The 19513-nt window shown below is 48.8% G+C and carries 18 protein-coding genes; 1 reads left to right on the top strand and 17 read right to left on the bottom strand.

The window, feature by feature from the left end:
* Window positions 1-132: 132 nt before the first annotated feature.
* The 7 genes from BM184_RS00530 to BM184_RS00500 form a co-directional block, all read right to left on the bottom strand.
* Entirely contained in the window at window positions 133-1413 is a 1281-nt protein-coding gene (locus BM184_RS00530) for an O-acetylhomoserine aminocarboxypropyltransferase/cysteine synthase family protein (RefSeq protein ID WP_086942090.1), read from the bottom strand.
* 508 nt (window positions 1414-1921) lie between these two features.
* Window positions 1922-2776 carry a creatininase family protein gene (locus tag BM184_RS00525; protein ID WP_086942089.1) on the bottom strand — a complete coding sequence of 285 codons (855 nt, stop codon included), beginning with the start codon at window positions 2774-2776 and terminating at the stop codon, window positions 1922-1924.
* 15 nt (window positions 2777-2791) lie between these two features.
* On the bottom strand, window positions 2792-4264 hold the full coding sequence (locus tag BM184_RS00520; RefSeq protein WP_086942088.1) for an MFS transporter: 1473 nt from the start codon (window positions 4262-4264) through the stop codon (window positions 2792-2794).
* Between the two features lie 249 nt (window positions 4265-4513).
* Window positions 4514-6031, bottom strand: a complete 1518-nt coding sequence (locus tag BM184_RS00515; protein ID WP_245830577.1) for an MFS transporter — start codon at window positions 6029-6031, stop codon at window positions 4514-4516.
* 636 nt (window positions 6032-6667) lie between these two features.
* Window positions 6668-8530 carry an ABC transporter ATP-binding protein gene (locus BM184_RS00510; protein WP_086942086.1) on the bottom strand — a complete coding sequence of 621 codons (1863 nt, stop codon included), beginning with the start codon at window positions 8528-8530 and terminating at the stop codon, window positions 6668-6670.
* Window positions 8527-10755 carry an ABC transporter ATP-binding protein gene (locus BM184_RS00505; RefSeq protein WP_086942085.1) on the bottom strand — a complete coding sequence of 743 codons (2229 nt, stop codon included), beginning with the start codon at window positions 10753-10755 and terminating at the stop codon, window positions 8527-8529. Before BM184_RS00505 ends, BM184_RS00510 begins: the two co-directional genes overlap by 4 nt.
* A gap of 24 nt (window positions 10756-10779) precedes the next feature.
* A complete protein-coding gene (locus BM184_RS00500) occupies window positions 10780-11259 on the bottom strand; it encodes a MarR family winged helix-turn-helix transcriptional regulator (protein ID WP_177208488.1) in 480 nt (159 codons plus the stop codon).
* 155 nt (window positions 11260-11414) lie between these two features.
* On the opposite strand from BM184_RS00500, the gene BM184_RS00495 reads away from it, so the two are divergent.
* Complete coding sequence (locus tag BM184_RS00495) at window positions 11415-11801, top strand: MmcQ/YjbR family DNA-binding protein (protein ID WP_086942083.1); 387 nt, start codon at window positions 11415-11417, stop codon at window positions 11799-11801.
* 36 nt (window positions 11802-11837) lie between these two features.
* Here the strand turns inward: BM184_RS00495 and BM184_RS00490 are convergent, their stop codons facing one another.
* From BM184_RS00490 to BM184_RS00445, 10 genes are all read right to left on the bottom strand, one after another.
* Window positions 11838-12557, bottom strand: a complete 720-nt coding sequence (locus BM184_RS00490; protein ID WP_086942082.1) for a 16S rRNA pseudouridine(516) synthase — start codon at window positions 12555-12557, stop codon at window positions 11838-11840.
* 109 nt (window positions 12558-12666) lie between these two features.
* Window positions 12667-13185: a nucleoside-triphosphatase gene (locus tag BM184_RS00485; RefSeq protein WP_086942081.1), complete on the bottom strand. Its 519-nt coding sequence runs from the start codon at window positions 13183-13185 to the stop codon at window positions 12667-12669.
* Between the two features lie 10 nt (window positions 13186-13195).
* Entirely contained in the window at window positions 13196-13810 is a 615-nt protein-coding gene (locus BM184_RS00480; protein WP_086942080.1) for a hypothetical protein, read from the bottom strand.
* Window positions 13807-14655 (bottom strand): FAD binding domain-containing protein, encoded by an 849-nt coding sequence (locus tag BM184_RS00475; RefSeq protein WP_177208487.1) that lies wholly within the window; start codon window positions 14653-14655, stop codon window positions 13807-13809. Before BM184_RS00475 ends, BM184_RS00480 begins: the two co-directional genes overlap by 4 nt.
* Window positions 14649-15125, bottom strand: coding sequence for a (2Fe-2S)-binding protein (locus BM184_RS00470; RefSeq protein WP_177208486.1), 477 nt, complete (start codon window positions 15123-15125; stop codon window positions 14649-14651). The genes BM184_RS00475 and BM184_RS00470 overlap by 7 nt, the downstream gene beginning before the upstream one ends.
* A complete protein-coding gene (locus tag BM184_RS00465) occupies window positions 15122-17248 on the bottom strand; it encodes a xanthine dehydrogenase family protein molybdopterin-binding subunit (protein WP_086942078.1) in 2127 nt (708 codons plus the stop codon). The genes BM184_RS00470 and BM184_RS00465 overlap by 4 nt, the downstream gene beginning before the upstream one ends.
* Window positions 17249-17252: 4 nt before the next feature.
* A complete protein-coding gene (locus BM184_RS00460; RefSeq protein WP_086942077.1) occupies window positions 17253-17837 on the bottom strand; it encodes a nucleotidyltransferase family protein in 585 nt (194 codons plus the stop codon).
* A gap of 222 nt (window positions 17838-18059) precedes the next feature.
* The gene (locus BM184_RS00455; protein WP_086942076.1) at window positions 18060-18602 is read right to left on the bottom strand and encodes a ferritin-like domain-containing protein; all 543 of its coding nucleotides are present in this window, start codon (window positions 18600-18602) and stop codon (window positions 18060-18062) included.
* Window positions 18603-18741: 139 nt separating this feature from the next.
* Entirely contained in the window at window positions 18742-19077 is a 336-nt protein-coding gene (locus tag BM184_RS00450) for a DUF1622 domain-containing protein (RefSeq protein WP_086942075.1), read from the bottom strand.
* A gap of 43 nt (window positions 19078-19120) precedes the next feature.
* On the bottom strand, window positions 19121-19501 hold the full coding sequence (locus tag BM184_RS00445) for an iron chaperone (protein ID WP_086942074.1): 381 nt from the start codon (window positions 19499-19501) through the stop codon (window positions 19121-19123).
* Window positions 19502-19513 lie beyond the last annotated feature (12 nt).

Raw genomic sequence — 19513 nt, 5'->3', positions numbered from 1 at the left:
ATGACCGCTCTCCTCCCTTAGTAATCATAACTAGGAATAGTATAGCATTCCGACATTTGGTCAGCAAATATTGGACCGAAAAAAAGCCGGTCTGTCAGAATTTGGGTTCTGACAGACCGGCTTTCGCATGTTTTAGATTTGTTCGAAAGCTTGATCCAAGTCGGCGATGATGTCATCGGCATTTTCGATCCCGATGGACAGACGGATCATGTCCCCGGAAACGCCCGCAGCAATGAGGTCTTCGTCGCTCAATTGCGCGTGGGTCGTGCTGGCCGGATGGATGACCAATGATTTTGCGTCGGCAACGTTCGCAAGCAACGAGAACAACTCCAACTTATCGATCCACTCGATGCCGGCTTGCTTGCCGCCCTGGATGCCGAAAGTGAAAATCGATCCGGTGCCTTTAGGGAAGTATTTATCGGCAAGACCCTTGTACTTGCTATCCGGAAGTTCCGGATAGTTCACCCAGGAAACTTTCGGGTGGTTCGCCAGATAAGCGACAACCTTGCGGGTATTTTCGACATGGCGTTCAACGCGCAATGACAAAGTTTCGATCCCCTGCAGCAACAGGAAGGAATCGATCGGTCCGATACAGGCTCCCGTATCACGCAGCAACTGAACGCGGATTTTGGTCGTGAACGCTCCCGCTCCCAAATCGGTATAGACCAACCCGTTGTAATGCGCATCCGGCGTCGTGAAGCCAGGGTATCTTCCGCTGGCGGCGAAATCGAACTTGCCGGATTCGACGATGACCCCGCCCATAGTTGTGCCGTGTCCGCCCAGGAATTTCGTAGCGGAGTGGACCACAACATCAGCACCAAATTCGAACGGACGGATCAGGTAAGGCGTGCCGAAAGTATTGTCCACGATCAAAATGATGCCGTGGCTGTGCGCGATTTCAGCGACTTTTTCGATATCGATCAGGTTGGTGCTCGGGTTTCCGATCGATTCGATGAAGATGGCTTTCGTCTTTTCCGTGATGACAGCTTCGAAATTGTCCGTATCTTCAGGATCAATGAAAGTTGTTTTGATGCCCAAATTAGGCAAAGTCGCGCTGAAAAGATTGTAAGTTCCGCCGTAGAGTGTGCTGGCTGCGACGATCTCATCGCCTGCATTCGCTACGTTCAAGATTGCGTATGTGATCGCAGCCGAACCTGAAGCGACTGTAACAGCGGAGGTGCCGCCCTCAAGCGCTGCAACCCGCGCGTCAACGACTGCGGTTGTCGGATTCGTCAAACGGGTGTAGACATTTCCGGCATCCGTCAAAGCGAAGCGGCCGGCAGCCTGTTCCGCGCTGTCGAAGACGAAAGCGGTAGTTTGGTAGATCGGCACCGCACGGGCTCCGGTAACGGGGTCCGGCACTTGGCCTGCATGCACTTGCAACGTTTCAAAACTGTAATTTTTCTCTGTCATTTGTCATCTTTCCCTTCTGATTTTCGATCTATTCTTGCATGGCAGTTGCTCTTCTGGGTCATTTCCGATTAGCCGAGGTTGCTTCTGTTCATTTCTCTGATTTTGCAAAAAGAAAAAAGCCCTCGTCCCTATATTCCAACTGATTGAAATACAGGGACGAAAGCTCTTCGTGTTACCACCCATGTTCGTAGAGACCTCGCGATCCATACCTTAAAAAGTACGCAAGCTCCTGCTTGTTATACTCTTGTGCGTTATCGTGCACAAACCGAAGCAACACTATCCGCATTGCTTTGCTCCGAGACCATCTTCGCTTTTTTTCATCATACCCCTTTTCACCTGCCGGGGCTCTCTGGAATGACGATCGAAAGGTACTCTTCTCTTCATCGCTCTTCTATTAAAATTTAATTAAATATAGCATCTGTTTCACACCTTGTCAAACATTTTTATCGGTTTGAGCATTCCACAAAAAAACTGCCCCCACATTACGAGGAGCAGTCTGTGAAACTATTCAACTGTTTTTGTGTCGATTGTAGGCAGCTGGCACGTGTGGATAACGTTCGTAAACCTCTTCAAGATAATCTTCTTGAATCGCCATTTCCTTAAGTAAAGTTGGAAAATCAATTGTATCCACCATCTTATTAAGCAGTACCAGTCCCTCTTCTGCCATGCGGTCTCGCGTTTCAATATCAGGTACAGCAGAGGTTGCCATATGGTCTGAATGTTCCTTGAAATAATAACCTGTTGCTCCAGATTGGAAGGCTTGGGCACTTAGATTACCGAAAACCGATGGTGTCTGGGTAACTGGCTCTGCATAATCGGAGGTCAGCAATATATCATCCAAACGATTACGTAACTTGTAAGCCCCAAGAATCATCTTATCCAAATTGAGCATCATCTCTTTCGGATCTGAAAAGACGCCGGATTTCTGGGCGGTTATCATGCCATCAATATAGAGGATGGCTACCCCTGTTTCATCAAAGAAATCACGCACAACCGGATGGATGGAGATATGGGCTGGGCCGTGCAGGCTAATATAGATCTGCTTTTTGAAGCCTGACCGTAATAAGGACTGTGCCAGACCATACAGCATATCGGCACTTTCCCTGACGGTCAATTGGATGGTTCCCTTACCTGAGGCGGTTGCCCCTGAATAAATGTAAGGCACATGCGGAAGGACAAGTGAATTTGTCCTTTCAGCCATCAATAAGGCAATCCCCTCAGCCAATATTGTTTCGCAATCCAAGGGTAGGCCCCCATGTAGTTCGGTTGGTCCAAAAGGCACGATGATGACATCGTTCTCCTTTAAGTAAGCCTCCACTTCATCATTGACCAAAACATTCAATAAGTGACTTCTTAATTTCATAAGTGCACCTCGCTATTATACTTCTGGTTCATCATTTTTCTTATCAAATTCCTCAAGTCTTGCCAGACGAGCTGAAGTCATCGCCTCACGTGTTTCATCAGTAATGTTCCAAATGAATTTGAATGAAACCCATGATAATAAAGCACAAACGGCTGGACCAACAAGGTTCATTAGAACTAATCCTTCAACAGCTTGAGCTGATTGCGCTTGACCAGCTTGAGCGGCCTGTTGGCTGTAACCAATCCAACCAATCATCAAGACAACAAGGGATTGCGCCAACATTTGGCCAAGACGTCTTGTCAGCGAGAAGTTACCGTAGATGGAACCTTCGGAACGTTTGCCAGTGATGTATTCGTTGTAGTCAATGGATTCTGAAACAAGACCCCATTGAAGTTGAACGGACATCAGCATGAAAGCAATACCGACACTGGCAGAAACCATGTATAGGAATGGTGGCAAGTCACCCACTAATTTCCAGACGTACAAGCCAATAAAGATAGCGGCACTCAATAGTAAATAAGTACGGATTACTTTAACTGTAGATCCAATGAATTTTACCAAGTATGGAGCGATAAGTAACAGCACTACTGGTAACCCTTGACCGATTAAAGCAGCAGTTCCCATTAAACCAATATCACCAAATACATCGCCATAAATATAAGGAAGCGTTGTATTGAATAAGGTTGAACCGAAAACGATTACAATCGAGTGTAAACAAAGTGACAAGAACGCTTTGTTTTTAGCTAATGTAATAAAAATATCTGTGACTTTTGTCGGTTCTGTTTGTTCTTCTGCGGCAAGTTTCGCTGCAACATTCCGTTCTTCAGTTCCCCAATAGTGGAAGAAGATCAGTGCACCACCTAAGATAGCCGCGAAGATACCTGAAACCATATAACCGGTTGTGTTTTCACCTAAACGCGAAAGAATCACCGGTATAATCATTGAACTGATTAAACCACCGACTGTTGATCCCATACCACGAGCCGAAGATAAAGTAGTTCTTTCTCTATCGTTTAAGGCCATAACCCCAAGAACTGATCCCATGGCAATGTTCATCATAGTGTAACCTAATTCGTAGATAACTTTTAATAGAAAAATAGCTACTAAACGCATCATACCATCAAACATTGAAGGAACAGAGAAGAATGCAATAAGACCGATAACAATCAAAGGAATAGAGCGCAACATCCAAGGACGGAACTTATCTTTTTGGCCATGTGCCTTAGAGAAGGACTTATCCATGATAGTACCCATCATCGGGTCATTGACCATATCCCAAATATTCCAAACGAGCAACAGTATAGATAGCGTTGCAAATGGTATGCCTAATACGTTTGTAAGATATCGGTTCATAAATGTTCCGATCAAGACCAGGGTAGCAACCCCACCGGCATCTCCGGCACCATAACCCAATTTATGCTTCAGGGTTAGACTGCTTTTCATTTCGTTTGCTGAATTTTGCTGCTTAACAACTTTTTCTTCTGCCATAAGATTTTCCTCTTTTCTCTCTTTTACTTGGTGAACTATTCTATATAAGTTGAATTTATATTTTTCAAATCAGCTAACTCTCCCACTAAGCATCATGGTATTAATAAGATAAGATGACCCCGATAGTTTATCGGCATCATCTTATCGGGCTGCATGATAGATTTTTTTGGTGTCTAGTTCAGGCTAACTATCCACGCAACCGCTAACATTATTATTTTTCCTATTGCTCAAAAATGAAAAGTCGTAGCTTTAGTCATTCATTGCAGGGATTGTATTAGGGATTGCTTGAGGCATTTCTGCATCACCATCACTTGGATTACCCTGTTTCATTTCTGCAATTTTTATTTGAATGCCTTCCATTGTTTCTTTATTCAATGGGTAGAATTTCATAAACGCTAGAGCAATCAGAGTACCGACTAAAGGCAACACTGCAAGCAATACAATACCAGCCAAACGCAATTGTGGCGAAAGTGGCGTGTCAGCCGTTGGGAATACTTTTGCAAAACCTACAGCGGCTAAGACCCAACCAATCGACATTGGTGCGAATGATGATGCGACTGAGTCGGTCAATGAGAACATGGTGCTCAACATTCCGGAAACGTAACGTCCGGAAACACTTGTTTCGTAGTCGGAGACATCCGCTGCCATCGTCAAGGCTAAGCCTGTTGGTGTAGATGAAAATCCTTTCGCACAAGCAAAAACGATTACGAAGGCAACTGTCCATAAGGATGGATTAGAGAAGCTCAAATCTCCTGGGTTCGCAAAGAAAAGTAAACCACCTAATAGCGCTAATGAGATAACGCCACCTTGCAAGTATCGAACATACGAGTAACGTAACCCTCTTTTTTGAGCAATGGTTGCAGCAAAAGTAGTGAACATAAGGTTAGGCAAAATCAGCACTAAAGAAATCGTTCCTGATAGACCGAAATTACCAAAGATGATACCGAATAGGATCATCAACACAATTTGGTCACCGAACATTGCTGAATTGAACTTCACAAAAGCTGCTGCCATGGTTAACATTTGCAAAGGTTTGTTGCCTTTGATAATTTCCCAGTAATCTTTGAACGAGGTTTTGGTCGTTTTTTCACCAATACCAAAGTATTGTTTGTTGTCTTTTTGGGCAATACCGATGACTGCCAAAATTCCGAGGATAGCTGAGATGACCATGACACCTGGGATAAACACTTTGAAGAATTCCGGAGTAAAGCCGCCATATTTTGGCACCAAGAAGTTTGCGACCACAATTTGACCACCAGTAAACAATAAAGTTGTTACCCAACCATCAACGATATTGAAGATGGGACGTTGTTTTGGATCGCTTGTCAATGCTGCTTGACCGGCTTTTGTAACCGTCGCTTGCAACGAATAACCGATTTTATGCACGACTAACGAAAGTAGGAAAATTGGAATTTTCATTCCATCGCCTAGGCTATGAATATTAAATAATATCAAGAATGAAAGAACAGTAATGACGTTACCTAGAACCATGATGGGACGATATTTACCGAATTTAGTGTCTGTCTTATCGATCAAAACCCCGATAGCCGGGTCAATGAGCCCATCAAAGATACGGATGTACCCCATAATTTGGCTTACGAATAGTGCGGCTAAACCAACAAGACCCGTTGAATAATAGGTGACAAACCCAAAAGCGAACATATAAATATTTGTTGATGAGTTATTCAAAGTGAATAAAACGATTTGCCATAGTTTGGCACGATTGAGTTTCGTTTCACTTAGAACCATTGGATCATTTTTTGACATAAAAATCCCCTCCATATTATGAAATTTAGCGCTTACAAAATAATCTTTATTATCGCATCGTGAAACTTTGTTGCTTATAAAAGAAACCGCAGAACGTTTAATAAAACTCGGTTGTAAGAACTAAGGAAATAATACCATCGGCGGTAACCGGTTACAACTTTTTTATTGTTAATAATTTGTGAACGCTATCATGTTTACTTGAATAAGTGTGCTGTGATGGCATCCGTTAAATTTTCAACCTCCTCTTGAGCATGCTCCTGTGTCCATTTTGATACTCTTCGATGAAGTTTTTTTATATTCGGTATTGACAAATCCGCTTTCATAACTATTCTTTGGGAAATGGGCAAAAAAATAAAGAAGATGATCCCGATTGCGTATCAGGATCATCTTCTTTAGGTTGCATGATGCAGTTTTATTGTCATAATAGAGAACTTTTATAGAATCAAAAGTGCATCACCGTAGGTGCTTCATAGAGTTGCAAAATGTTCCATGCATCCCAAAGCATTGGCTAGCTGCACGGGTTAGCCCTTCGGAAATTAGATAAATCGGACCCATTGCGCTCTACGATGCTCATTCAGGGCCAGATTTCCTAAATTTCTTTCAGGGCTGAGCGAACCCGTTCCGCTTTTCTTATACTTATTCGCCTTCGTCGAACTGGCTGTTGTAGAGGTCGGCGTAGAAGCCGCCTTTCGCCAGCAATTCTTCGTGGGTTCCTTGTTCGACGATATCCCCGTTGTTCATGCAGAGGATCAGGTCGGCATTCTTGATGGTCGACAGACGATGCGCGATGATGAAGCTGGTTCTGCCTTGCATCAGCGTATCCATCGCTTTCTGGATAAGCACTTCCGTCCGCGTATCCACTGAGCTCGTCGCTTCATCCAAGATCATGATCTGCGGATCAGCAAGGATTGCCCGCGCGATCGTCAGCAATTGTTTCTCTCCCTGAGAAACATTGTTGGCTTCCTCGTTCAGGACCATATCATAGCCATCCGGCAATGTCCGGACAAAGTGATCCACTTGCGCGGCTTTTGCGGCGGCGATGACTTCTTCATCGGTCGCATCCAGTTTCCCGTAGCGGATGTTCTCCATGATGGTGCCGTTGTACAGCCACGTATCCTGCAACACCATCCCGAATTCCGTCCGCAGATCGCTGCGCGTGAAATCGGTAAGGTTGTGGTTATCGATGTAGATGGCTCCACCCGTCAAGTCGTAGAAACGCATCAACAATTTTACCATCGTCGTCTTGCCGGCGCCCGTAGGACCGACGAGCGCGACTTTTTGTCCTTCTTTGATATCCGCGGAGAAGTCCTTGATGACCAGATTATCCGGTTCATAGCCGAACTTGACGTGATCGAAGCGGACGTTCCCTTTGACATCAGCGGTCGCCATTTCGATTTTCGCTTCGGTCACTGTCTCTTCTTCCTCTTCGAGGAACTCGAAGATTCGTTCAGAGGCAGCAACCATCCGTTGCAATTGACTCCCCACTTGCGCGACTTGCGTCAATGGTTGAGTGAAGTTACGCACGTATTGCAGGAAGGCTTGGATATCCCCGATCGTCATGTTTCCGGCAGCAGCCATCGCGCCACCCATGATACAGACCACGACATACCCAAGATTTCCGATCAGGCTCAGCAACGGCATCATCAAACCGGAAAGGAATTCGGCCTTGAAACCGGCTTCGATCAACTGATCGTTCTCTTTATCGAAAGCGGCAACGGATTTTTCTTCCCCGTTGAAGGCTTTCATGACCACATGCCCGCCGTACATTTCTTCGACATGGCCATTGACCGCACCCAAGTATTTCTGCTGGTTGGCGAAGTGCTTCTGCGACTTCGACATGATCAGCATCAGTAGCATCATGGACACGATCAGCACGCCAAGGATGACAAGCGTCAGCGGCCAGCTGATCGTCAGCATCATGATGAAGACACCCACCAGCGTCGTGATCGATGTGATGATCTGGGTTAAGCTCTGGTTCAGGCTGGTATTCAGGGTGTCCACATCATTCGTGATCCTGGAAAGCACATCCCCTTGGCTGTTCTTGTGGAAATAGGCCAGCGGCAATTTGTTTATTTTCTCCATGATGTCTTTGCGCAGTTTATAGGAAACTTTTGCGGAAACACCCGACATCAGAAATCCTTGCAGATAAGAGAAAGTGGCGCTCAGCACGTACAAGCCCAAGAGCCCCAACAGGACTGTTCCGATGTAATCGAAATCGATTTCGCCGGATCCGCCTGTGAACTTCAGCATGACGCCGGCGACCAATTTGTCGATGGCCAAAGCCATGATTTTTGGTCCGACGATCCCAAACAGGGAGGAAGCGATCGCCAATATGAAGACGACTGCCATCAGCCATTTGAAAGGCGACAGGTATGCGGCCAATTTTTTGAATCCGCCTTTGAAGTCCTTCGCTTTCACGACCGGCGCGCTCATGCCGGCCATCGGACCGTGGCCTCCGCCCGGGCCGCCTTGCGGTCTTCTTTGTTTCATTTCGCTCATGCTAATTCCTCCTCTGAAAGCTGAGATTTAGCAATTTCTTGGTAAGTCTCACAGTTTTTCATCAACGCATCGTGAGTCCCTATCCCGACGATTTTGCCTTTATCGAGGACGATGATCTGTTCCGCATCCATGATGGTGCTGATCCGCTGCGCCACGATCAGGACAGTTGCGTTGTCCGTGTAGGCATGCAAAGCGGAACGCAATGCCGCATCCGTTTTGAAGTCCAACGCCGAAAAGCTGTCGTCAAAAATATAGATCGGGGCTTTTTTGACCAACGCGCGGGCAATGGCCAAGCGCTGTTTCTGCCCGCCACTGACGTTGCCGCCGCCTTGTGCGATGGCTGTTTCGATGCCGTCTTCCATCTCCGATACGAAGTTCTTCGCTTGGGCAACTTCAATGGCTTTCATGATCTCATCCATCGAAGCGTCGTCTTTTCCGTACAGAACGTTTGAGGCGATGTCTCCGGAGAAGAGCATCCCCTTTTGCGGAACGTAGCCGATGTTGCGGCGCAGATCGGTTTGCGTCATTTTCCGGATGTCGATGCCGTCGATCTCGATTGAGCCGTCCGTCACATCGTAGAAGCGCGGAATCAGATTGATCAGCGTCGATTTTCCGGAACCAGTCGAACCGATGATTGCCGTCGTTTCGCCAGGCCTGGCGGTAAAGGAAATGTCGGTCAAGACATTCTCGCTCGCCTTCGGATAATGATAAGAGACATTGTTGAAGCTGATGAGACCTTCGTTCTTTAAGCTTGGTTGCGCATCGATTGGATCAGTGATGCTCAGATCCGTATCCAACACTTCCCCGATCCGTATAGCCGATACAGAAGCACGCGGCAGGAAGATGAACATCATCGAAATCATCAAGAAGGCCATAATGATCTGCATCACATATTGGATGTAGGCCATCATATCCCCGATCTGCAGGGCAGAATCAGCGACCTGCTGGCTGCCGAACCAGATGATCAGCAGCGAAACGCCGTTCATGACGAGCATCATCGCCGGCATCAAGAGTGACATCAAACGCTGCACAAAGCGGTTAGTAAAGGTATAGTCTTCATTGGCGTCGTTGAAGCGGTTTTCTTCAAACGGTTCATTCCCGAAAGCGCGGATGACCATCATGCCGGAAAGGTTCTCGCGGCTGACCAGATTCAATCTGTCCGTCAAGCTTTGCAGCACTTTGAACTTCGGCATCGCAATCGACAGAATCGTCATCATGATGCCGACGAGGGCAATAACCGCAACGGCGATTGTCCACGCCAGCGAGACGCTCTTGTCGATCGCCATAATCAGACCACCAGTGGCCAAGATCGGTGCATAGCACAGCATGCGGATTCCGATCGTGATCAGTTGCTGGATCTGTTGCACATCATTGGTCGTGCGCGTAATCAGGGATGCGGTCGAAAAGTTATCGAACTCAGTGTTGGAAAAACTTTCGACTTTGGCGAAGACATCCCTTCTCATCCGGCCGGAAACTTTCGCGGCGATCCGCGAAGAGAAATACGCTACAGCTACGGAAGCAACGGACACCGCGACTGCGATAGCGAGCATCTGTGCGCCTTTCGTCATAATGTATTGGTTCTGGAGCGCATCCATATCCGCTCCCAGATCTTCATAGAAGAGTTTCGTAAACAGGATCCCGATTTGGCTGTAGAGCATCGGTTCAGCATCATCGGCAACATCCATGGACGCCGTGAAAGCTTCCTGCGGCAGCTGTTGCAATTGCGGCAACAGCGCGTAAAGTTGGTTCATATCTGCATCTTCGAAGCCGCTCTCGGCATCGACTGATGCGGCATTGCCTTGCTGTCCGCCCATTTCCTGCATAAACGTCACGAAGCTGTAGCTTGCCTTGCTGAAGATGCTCTCCAACGAGGCCAGTTGTTCCGCATCGGTTTCATCCAGCACGTAGAAATCCGTTTCCTGGCTTTCCGGAAAGTCTGCGCTGTAGGCTTCGGCTTCCGCCGATCCGCCCTCAATCAACTGATAGCTGTTCTGGAACGTTTCCTTGTCTTTTTCATCCATGAATAACGTCATAAGTGCGAAGCCATCCAAAGGCAGCGCTTGAGGCGCTTCCTGTTCGACGCCTCCATTTTGGATGCCTGTATTGACGATGTCACTCATCAGATTCGGCAGGCTCAATTCGCCGATTGCCTGACCGAACAAAATCAGTAGGCTGATCAGTATCGTGCCGGCAAAAGGTTTTAAGTATTTCATTATGACTTTCATGTGCAATCCCTTTTCTTTCCTAATTTAGTTGTTTTCTTTTTTATGCACAAGCCCGTGTCCGTGTTGGTGGACGCAGCTGCCTTCCAGATTGTGCAGCATCCTTTTGAAGCACCCTTCTAATACGTCCAGCTCCTCATCGGTGAAGCCTTCGAAAACTTTTTTATTGGCTTCATACAAAGCCCGCTTCATCTCTTCCGATGCGGCGATGCTTTTTTCGGTCAGATGGATACTCTTGGAACGGGCATCCTTCGAACTGACCGTGCGTGTGACGAATCCCTTCGCTTCTAGCCGTTTGATGATTCCGGTCACGGTCGGATTGGTAAGGTTGAACGTCTCTTCGATGTCTTTTTGGATCACTTCCTCATCGCCACGCCCCTTCAGGTAAAAAAGGACATGGATCTGGGAAGTGGTCAGGTCGATTTTACCCACCAAACGGTTCATCTGTTCCTTAAATTGGTTATGGAGCATCGGGATATAGACTCCCATCATCTCTCGTGATATCACAATGTCTCCTCCTTTCCGGAAATTTATACATAGCATGCTATCTATTATCGCATTATCCATCCATATGTCAATAGATCCGACACGATACAAGCCAATTTCGGGAAAATTTAATATAATGGAGGGAGCATCAAATGAATTGGAAAGAAGGTTCATAAATGGAAATCACACCCACTGTCCGAAGCCGGCTGATTGCCGTTTGCCAAGAGCACGCGCACGTCATCGAAGACTATCCTTTCGGAGACTCGGAATGGACAGTCATGCGCCACGAAGGCAACCGCAAAACCTTCGCCTACATCTATGAACGGAATAATGAAATCTGGCTCAATGTGAAGAACACCCCCGAGCGGAACGAGTATCTGCGCGAGACGATTCCGGAAATCATGCCAGCCTATCATATGAACAAGACCCATTGGATCACTTTGCGCCTAGTATCCGAAGAGCTTTACCCGATTGCCGACCGGATAATCACGGAAAGCTATCGGTTGACGCAGACTAAACCTAGGAAAAAAGCCTTGGCACGCCAAAAAGAGGAAGAGCTTTGATTAGCTCCTCCTCTTTTTGGTTGATTTGCCTTCTTCCTAGCGGAAAAATGGCTTCAGTTGTTCCAATTCCGCTTCGTTGAGAGGCCGATAGCTCCCTGGCGGAATCGATTCATCCAGTTCGATCGGTCCCATCGTCAAACGTTTCAGATAAGTGACTTTCTTGCCGACCGAGAGGAACATCTTCTTAACTTGGTGGAATTTCCCCTCGCTGATATCCAGCAGTACGCGGCTTTCATCGTCCCCGTGGCTGAGGATGGTCAAATGGGCCGGCTTGCAGGTCGTCCCTCCGTGGAAGACGATTCCTTCAGCGAAGGCTTCCTGATCGGCGGTGGTCACGCGCTCGTTTACGACTACTTCATAGCTCTTCATCACTTTTTTGTGCGGCAGCAACAGCTGATAGCCCAGCTGCCCGTTGTCCGTGATCAACAGCAGACCTTCCGTATCCTTGTCCAGCCGTCCCACAGGATAGAGGCCCGGTCTGCGGTCGGACGGGTCGATCAGATCGATGACGGTGCGGTTGCCTTCATCGGATACCGCAGTCACGACGCCCGCCGGTTTGTGCAGCATGTAGTACACATTAGTCTGGTGCGTCAGCATCTTTCCCGAAACCATGACCTTCTGGAGCTGCGGATCGACATTGCGGTTTTCCGCCAGGACGATTTCTCCGTCGATGCTGACCTGTTTGCTTCTGATCAATTTTTTAACTAGTCCTCGAGAACCGTAGCCGCATTCGCTGAGCAGTTTGTCCAATCGCATCTATCCTCATCCTTTCTGTTCCGTTATTTTGCAGTCCTTCCATTTTAAGCGGAAAAGGGACGGGACGCAAGCCTCATCATTTGAGAAAAAAACATTCCCCTCGTTTGCATCAGCGCGAGGGAAATGTTTGATTTTCAACTTCAATCAGGCGATATGACCCGATTTCGAACTTTTTCACCACCGGATCCAAGTTCTTTCTGTTGATGCAAAGGTACAGATCCTTATCGCTCGCCAACAGATCCTTCAACGCCCTGCAGAACCCGTAACCCTGAAGTTCTACTGGACCGATTTCATCCAGCAGCACGGTCCGGATCAACGGATCGGAAATCATTTCCCGGACGGCTTGCTCGGCAGCCTCAAAAGGCTCCCGCAGGAAAGTGAAACGATCGAAATCGAAGTTGTCCTGCTGAAGGGGAGCTTCATCAGACTTGCTCAGTCTTATGAAAGGAGCTGTTGTTCCGGTCGCCAGTCTCTTCAAGTCATATCCTTCGAACGCACCCTGCTTCGAAAAAGCTTTGATGCTCGCGAAACCGTCGGCCGTACCGACCGGCATCCCATGGTAGAGCCGGATCAGCTCCGTTGTCTTTCCGGTGTCCATTTCACCTGTGATGATAGTCACGCGTCCCATGCCGTCCCTCCTAAAACGCAAGCGTCAGGATGATGGCCGTCACCAGCGCCGCATAGGCAACCATCGGGGGCACCGCAACAACGCGCGCTGTCTTTTCTATTTTCAGATAAGCAATCATCAGGCTCGCATTCACAAGGCTTTCCAAAAATAGGAAGCGTAGGCTGACCTGCAGTCCGTCCGTCACAAGCGCAGCCGGCAAATCGATGAGCGAAATCAGGAACAAATAGAAGAGGAAGACTGCCCGCCAAAGGATGCCCATCGCAAAAACCGACGCGAAGCCAACAGCAATACTTTTCCTTTCGGAATAGGCGAATACAAGCGCCACCGCCAGCCCTTCCAACAGGATGGACAGGGCGGGATTGAGTATCCTGATCGGGATGTTCCCCGGAATCAGGAAATCGCAACACTTGATCAACGCCGCAACCAGCGCCACCTGAAAGACCGCACCGGCCTTCCCGTTCGCCAAGTAAGCTTTCCTCATAAAATAAAAGGCGACAGGGAACATCACGAACCCGGGAAGTCCGGGAAGTTGGATTGCGACCATATGCAGCACATATCCCAACGTCGCCTCGGCTATCCCCCACAGCGAACCCCAGTAGACAATCTGAATGGCTTTCTTGTTCATGTCTCCATCCCCCTCCCGATGAAATCCTCCAACAACTGCAGCGATACGTGTCGCCGATAGTCTGCCGTAGAACGGGTGTCGTCCAACGGCGCAAGCAACTCCCCATATCGCGTGCGCAACGTTTCTATTTTTCCATCCAGTTCCGTTTCCGCTGTCCTTATCAAAATCTCTTCGCAAGCCCTGTCCCTGACGACAGTCGGAGCTACGGAACCGAATGCAATCCGCACGTCTTCGATTATGCCGTCCTTCTTGATCGCCACTGCATAGAAACTCGCCTTGGAGATGGCGTTGACTTGCCTGCCACCGATCTTCCGATAATGAGATACCGTATAATCGACAAGCGGTATCGCAATCTCCGTCACCAGTTCATCGGGTTGAAGCAGCGTCTGTTTGGCAAAGGTGATGAATTGTCTGACGGGAAGCTTGTGCGTCCCGTGCGCGGATGCCAAAGTAATCTCCGCATTGAGCGCATAGAGCATCGGCAGGCTGTCACCCGATGCAGAGGCGTTGCAAAGATTTCCAGCCAGCGTGCCCATATTACGGATGGCGGGCGAAGCCAATTGACGAATCGGTAGTTTGATGTAGTCCGGCACCATAGGATGCTCCAGAAGTTCAGCAAGCGTTACAGCTGCGCCAATCATAAGTTTTTCTTCTACGATTTTGATGCGCTTAAGCTCCGCAAGGTTTCCAATGTGGAGCACATCCAGCGGAAAATCCGGCGGCATACCGTTCCAACGCCTGTATTTCACCATCACATCGGTTCCGCCATTGATGACTAGGGTCTCATGTTGTCCTCTGATCCGCAGCGCCTCCGCCAAGGTATCCGGAATGAATATGTTCACCATAATCCATCCCCCTCCCGTGCTGCGGACAGGATGGCATCGACGATCATCGTATAGCCGGTGCAGCGGCATAGGTTGCCCGAAATCCCCTCCCTAACTTCAGCTTCAGTCGGATGGGGATTTTTCGAGAGCAACGCTTCAGCCGCCATGATAATGCCTGGCGTGCAGAATCCGCATTGGATGCTGCCGTGATCCGCCAGTTTGTTCTTCAGCAGTTGGAACCGTTCCGTTTCCCGGTAGCCTTCGATGGTCCAGATGTTTTTTCCGGCTGCCATCGCTGCCGTGATCAGGCAGGAATTGACCAAACGGCCATCCAGCAGCACGGCGCAGGCGCCGCACTCGCCTTCCCCGCAACCTTCCTTGGCCCCTTTGCAATCAAAATCCTCCCTTATGATATCGAGCAGCCTTCTGGCAGGTTCTGCCTTCAGTTCGACTGCTTGCCCGTTCAGTTTGAAAGAAATGGCCTCCATCATGTCATCAACTCCCTGATGTATTCCGGGGTCACCGGGATACGGTCGATTTTTTTGCCGATTGCCTGTTCTACAGCGGCCGCAAATGCCGGAGCGGCACCGATCATCGGCAATTCACCCAATCCTTTGGCTCCGAACGGGCCTCCAGCATAAGGGTTTTCAATCAATTCAAACGCAATCCGCGGAAAGTCCACAGCCGCGGGGATCAGATACTCGGAAAGACTGTCCTGCAGCAGTTTGCCTTCTTTGGTCTGCAGCCTTTCCATGGCTGCGTATCCCAAGCCCTGCACGATGCCGCCTTCGATCTGCCCTTGTACGATTTTTTCATCTATTGGCGTTCCGATGTCGTAAACCGCCCAAACGCCTTTGGTTTCGACTTCATATGTAATTGGATCGACTGCCACTTCGACAACGTTGGCTCCCCAGGAATATTCAGGATAAGCATTCCCGGCCAATTTTTCGCTGTCCCAAGACAAATGTTCCGGATAAACGTAATCCTTCACCACTTCAAATGTTTCCTCAGTCCAACGCTGTTTCATTTCGATGGCACATTCCTGCAACAGGCGTCCGACGATCATGACAGTCCGGGATGCGACAGTAGGGCCGGAATCGGGGCAGTCCGCGGTGTCCGGATAAGTTAGTTTGACTTGTTCGATCGGGATTTCCAAGGTTTGGGAGACAATTTTGCGCAAAGTGGTCAGTGCTCCTTGGCCAATTTCTGTGCTCGATACAAAAATACCTGCTGTATCGTCCGCATATTTCTTCAGTTTCACCCGTGATTTAAGCAGTTCCGCCTCGCCAGATCCAGTGAAGCCGCAGCCATGGAAGAAGAACGAGCAACCGATTCCCTTCCAGTAACTATTATCGGAGCCGAATGCGCTATGCTTCTCCTGATAACTGGACAGTCTGTTCACGGCTTCGGTGATTTCAGGCAGTTTGATGTCGGAATGGAAGACGCCGCCGGTCGAAGATGTGTCCCCTTTTTTCAGGAAGTAACTCCTTCGCCATTCAAGCGGATCGACACCCAATTCGGTCGCGATATGCGCCATATGCATTTCGATGGCAAAAAATGCCTGCGGTCCGCCGAAGCCCCGGAACGCGCCGGTCACGATGTTGTTGGTCGCATAGGCCTTCCCCGTCACTTTCAGGTTCGGGATGCCATAGACGCCGCAAACCGAAAAGATCGTCCGCTGCAGCACAACGCTTGAGAGGCCCGCATAGGCTCCGGCATCCAATTTGACGTCGATTTCCCGGGCGATGATGCGGCCTTCCGCATCCAGATGGCTCTTGATCCGGATGATGCTGGGATGGCGCTTGGTCGAGGCGCGGATGTCCTCTGGCCTGTCGAACAGCAATTGGACCGGTTTTCCCGTCTTGATGGCTGCCAAAGCAGCGTGGACTCCCGGAATCGAAGGATATTCCTCCTTGCCGCCGAAGCCTCCACCCGTCGGCAGCTGGACGACACGCACCCGTTCATCCTCCCAGCCGAGCGCCTGCTTCAGCCCGCTGTGGATATAATAGGGGCATTGCATCGAGCCGTAAACAGAGACGCGCTCACCATCATAGCTGCCCAGCATCGCTTGCGGCTCGATATAGACATGCTCCTGGTAGCCGGTGCGGAGTTCATCTTCGATTACCCGGACTGATTGGGCGATGGCCGCATCCGGATCGCCTTTTGCATATTCATAACCCACAAAATAAGGTTTGTCGCCGAAAATAAAGGAGCCTGCCTGCTTCATCGCGTCCTCGATTGAAAGGATCGGCGGCAGCAATTCGTAGTCCACTTCAATTTTTCCGATGATGTCGAGGATGATTTCCTTCTCCGCCCCGACAACGAGTAGGATCGGTTGTCCGATGTAATTGACTTCATCCACAGCAAGGAACGGCTGATCCTCATAGACGATTGGCACGATGTTTTTGCCGGGGATATCATTGTGATCGATAATCGTGTACCCTTCCGGCAGATCCGGCAAACGGACCGCGCGTATTTTTGCGCGCGGCACTTCGGAGCGCAACGTCCTTGCATACAGCATGCCTTCCGGATGCAGATCGGCGCAGTATTTGGCTTTCCCTTCCACCTTGTCGTCAAAATCGAAACGCCTTATGGATTTGCTGATGTTTTCCATCCCTTCACCTCGCTTCTTTCGCTTGAAAATAGTCCACTGCCTTGGCATAATCCTCAGGCGTGTCGATATCCCAAATAATCTCCGGACAATCCACCGCGATGATTTCCGCATTGTTTGAGCTTATGTATTCCTGCAGGCTTTGGCAGCGATCATCCGCCAACAGGCCTTCAATCGCACGGCGGCTCAATAGGACCGGATGCCCACATTTCCCCTGATAGGCCGGCAGGACGATATCCCCTTTATCCTGCAGCAGCTTGTCGGAGACTTCATGGGTAATGAAAGGGCAGTCGCCGGGCAGGATGAGGACACGCTCCCCTTCTGTATGCTCCAAGCCCATCTTCAAGGAGGAGAACATGCCTTTTTCGCAGGCTGGATTGTGAACGAAGACGACTTCCCGGCAGTGTCCGGCCGAAACCAGCACAGCTTCAACATGAAACCCCGTCACCGCGATGATACGGTTGCAGAACGGACGCAGGCTATCGATGCTTCTTTCGATTACGGTCCTGCCGTTCAGGTCCATCGTCATTTTTGAGTTTCCCATCATCCGGGAGGACTTCCCGGCGGCCAAGATGACGCCTTCGGTTCCCATTACATCATCCCTTCCCAAAACAAAAAAGATATCGCTTACATTTACGAACTGGTTTGTTCTAACCTATACATCCATTATACACCCGATTGTTCTGCTTCCCAATGGACAGGTTGAGAACGGAAAGGAAAATTGTCAGGGAAGCATTCTTGCTTTTGCGTCCTCCTTTACAAAACAAGCCACGCGCAAGTTGATTATGCGCGTGGCTTGTTCTATGGTTTTGTATCATTTTTTCCTGCCGGCTCCGTCGGGATTTCCGGTGACGCCGCGTTCAAAAGCGGCCAAATGGTTTTCGGAAGCTGCCATCAGACGTTCAAAGACGCTTCTGACATCATCCGGCAAATCTTCGGCCTCAAGGAATTGCCCATAAACAGAGATGTTTTTGATTTCGCCGGCCACACCTGCTTCAAAGCTTTCAGCCAAGGACGCCGGCAATTCAATACGGGCTTCCGCTTCATTTTCCGGAACCTCAAATCCGTAAGTTTCGAACAGCGGCAAAAGCAAGGAAATGTGTGTGCCTTCCGCCTTGGCGATGCTTGTGAATGGTTTGACTGTCCCGTATGCATCCATGATTGCTTCGTAGGCCGCTTCGGCCATGTATTCATCCTGGATAGCGTAAACCAACATTTCTTCTATTGTATACGTTTCGCCTTCGCTGACCGCTGCTGCGCCATATAATTCTTCATCCTCGGATGCCATGACACCGGTGCCACTTAACAATAACACTGCCAAAGCCCCACCCACAATTCCGTTCATCCATTTTTTCATTTTGATTCGCTCCCTTTTTTGTATGCTACGTGATCTTCTTCTCTACAGTTTCAGTATAGGAAAGAAGTATGTCGAAAGCATGGCAAAATCAGGGCAGAAAGAGAACGTTTTCAACGTCAAGAAAAGAAGAGTGTGAAAGTCACTCCCCTTCTTCTGAATTGGTGCTTTTGATTTCCCAATGGATGACGACCGTCAGCACAACCCGCAGGATGACGATGGCCGAGAGCACGATGAATTCATCGATTGTCTGGATGATGACCGTCTTCAGTATTTCCGCTGCCAGTTTGAACTCCAGGCTGAACGCCAACGCTTTGGCCAATTCGAGTTTCGGTTGATTGTTGTTCAGATTCAGCTTGTCCACAATGAACAGATACAACGACTTGACGCATCCATAAAGGATTATCAGGACGCCGATGCCCTCGATCAGGCTCGCAAGTGTTGGGATGACTTCGGTTAAGACTGCATGCAGATTCATGATACGCCTCCTTTATGTACTTGAGATACTCCAGCGGAACGATTCATTTTTTGCTCTGTTTCTTTTTTTGCTTTGCTTCTTCGACCCGGAAGCGGACTATCCGGCGCACAATTTCGTAAGGGATAGGCTTCGTCAAGGGAAATTGGATCGCGCCTTTTGAAGTCTTGTAATCCGTCAATTCTTCCTTGAAAGCCGCAACGCCGCTCGGTGCGGGATAGAACCCGATATGATTTTTCTGCACTGCAAAATGCACAAGGTTCCCATTCTGATAGAAGGTCGGCATCTGATAGCTGATTTTCTCGGTCGCATCAGGCGCTTCTTCCTTTATCACCCGGCGGAACTCCTGCAGGATTGCCTGGATATCCCGATCATAGCGGCTGATGTATGCATCAATCGTTTCAATTTTTATAGCTGATTCTTCCATTTTTATCCACCT

Origin of the sequence: Trichococcus pasteurii (genome assembly GCF_900112935.1) — a bacterium.
GTDB classification, from domain to species: Bacteria; Bacillota; Bacilli; order Lactobacillales; family Aerococcaceae; genus Trichococcus; species Trichococcus pasteurii.
Note: the sequence above shows the minus strand (reverse complement) of the source record. Positions and strands in the feature narration are given on the sequence as shown.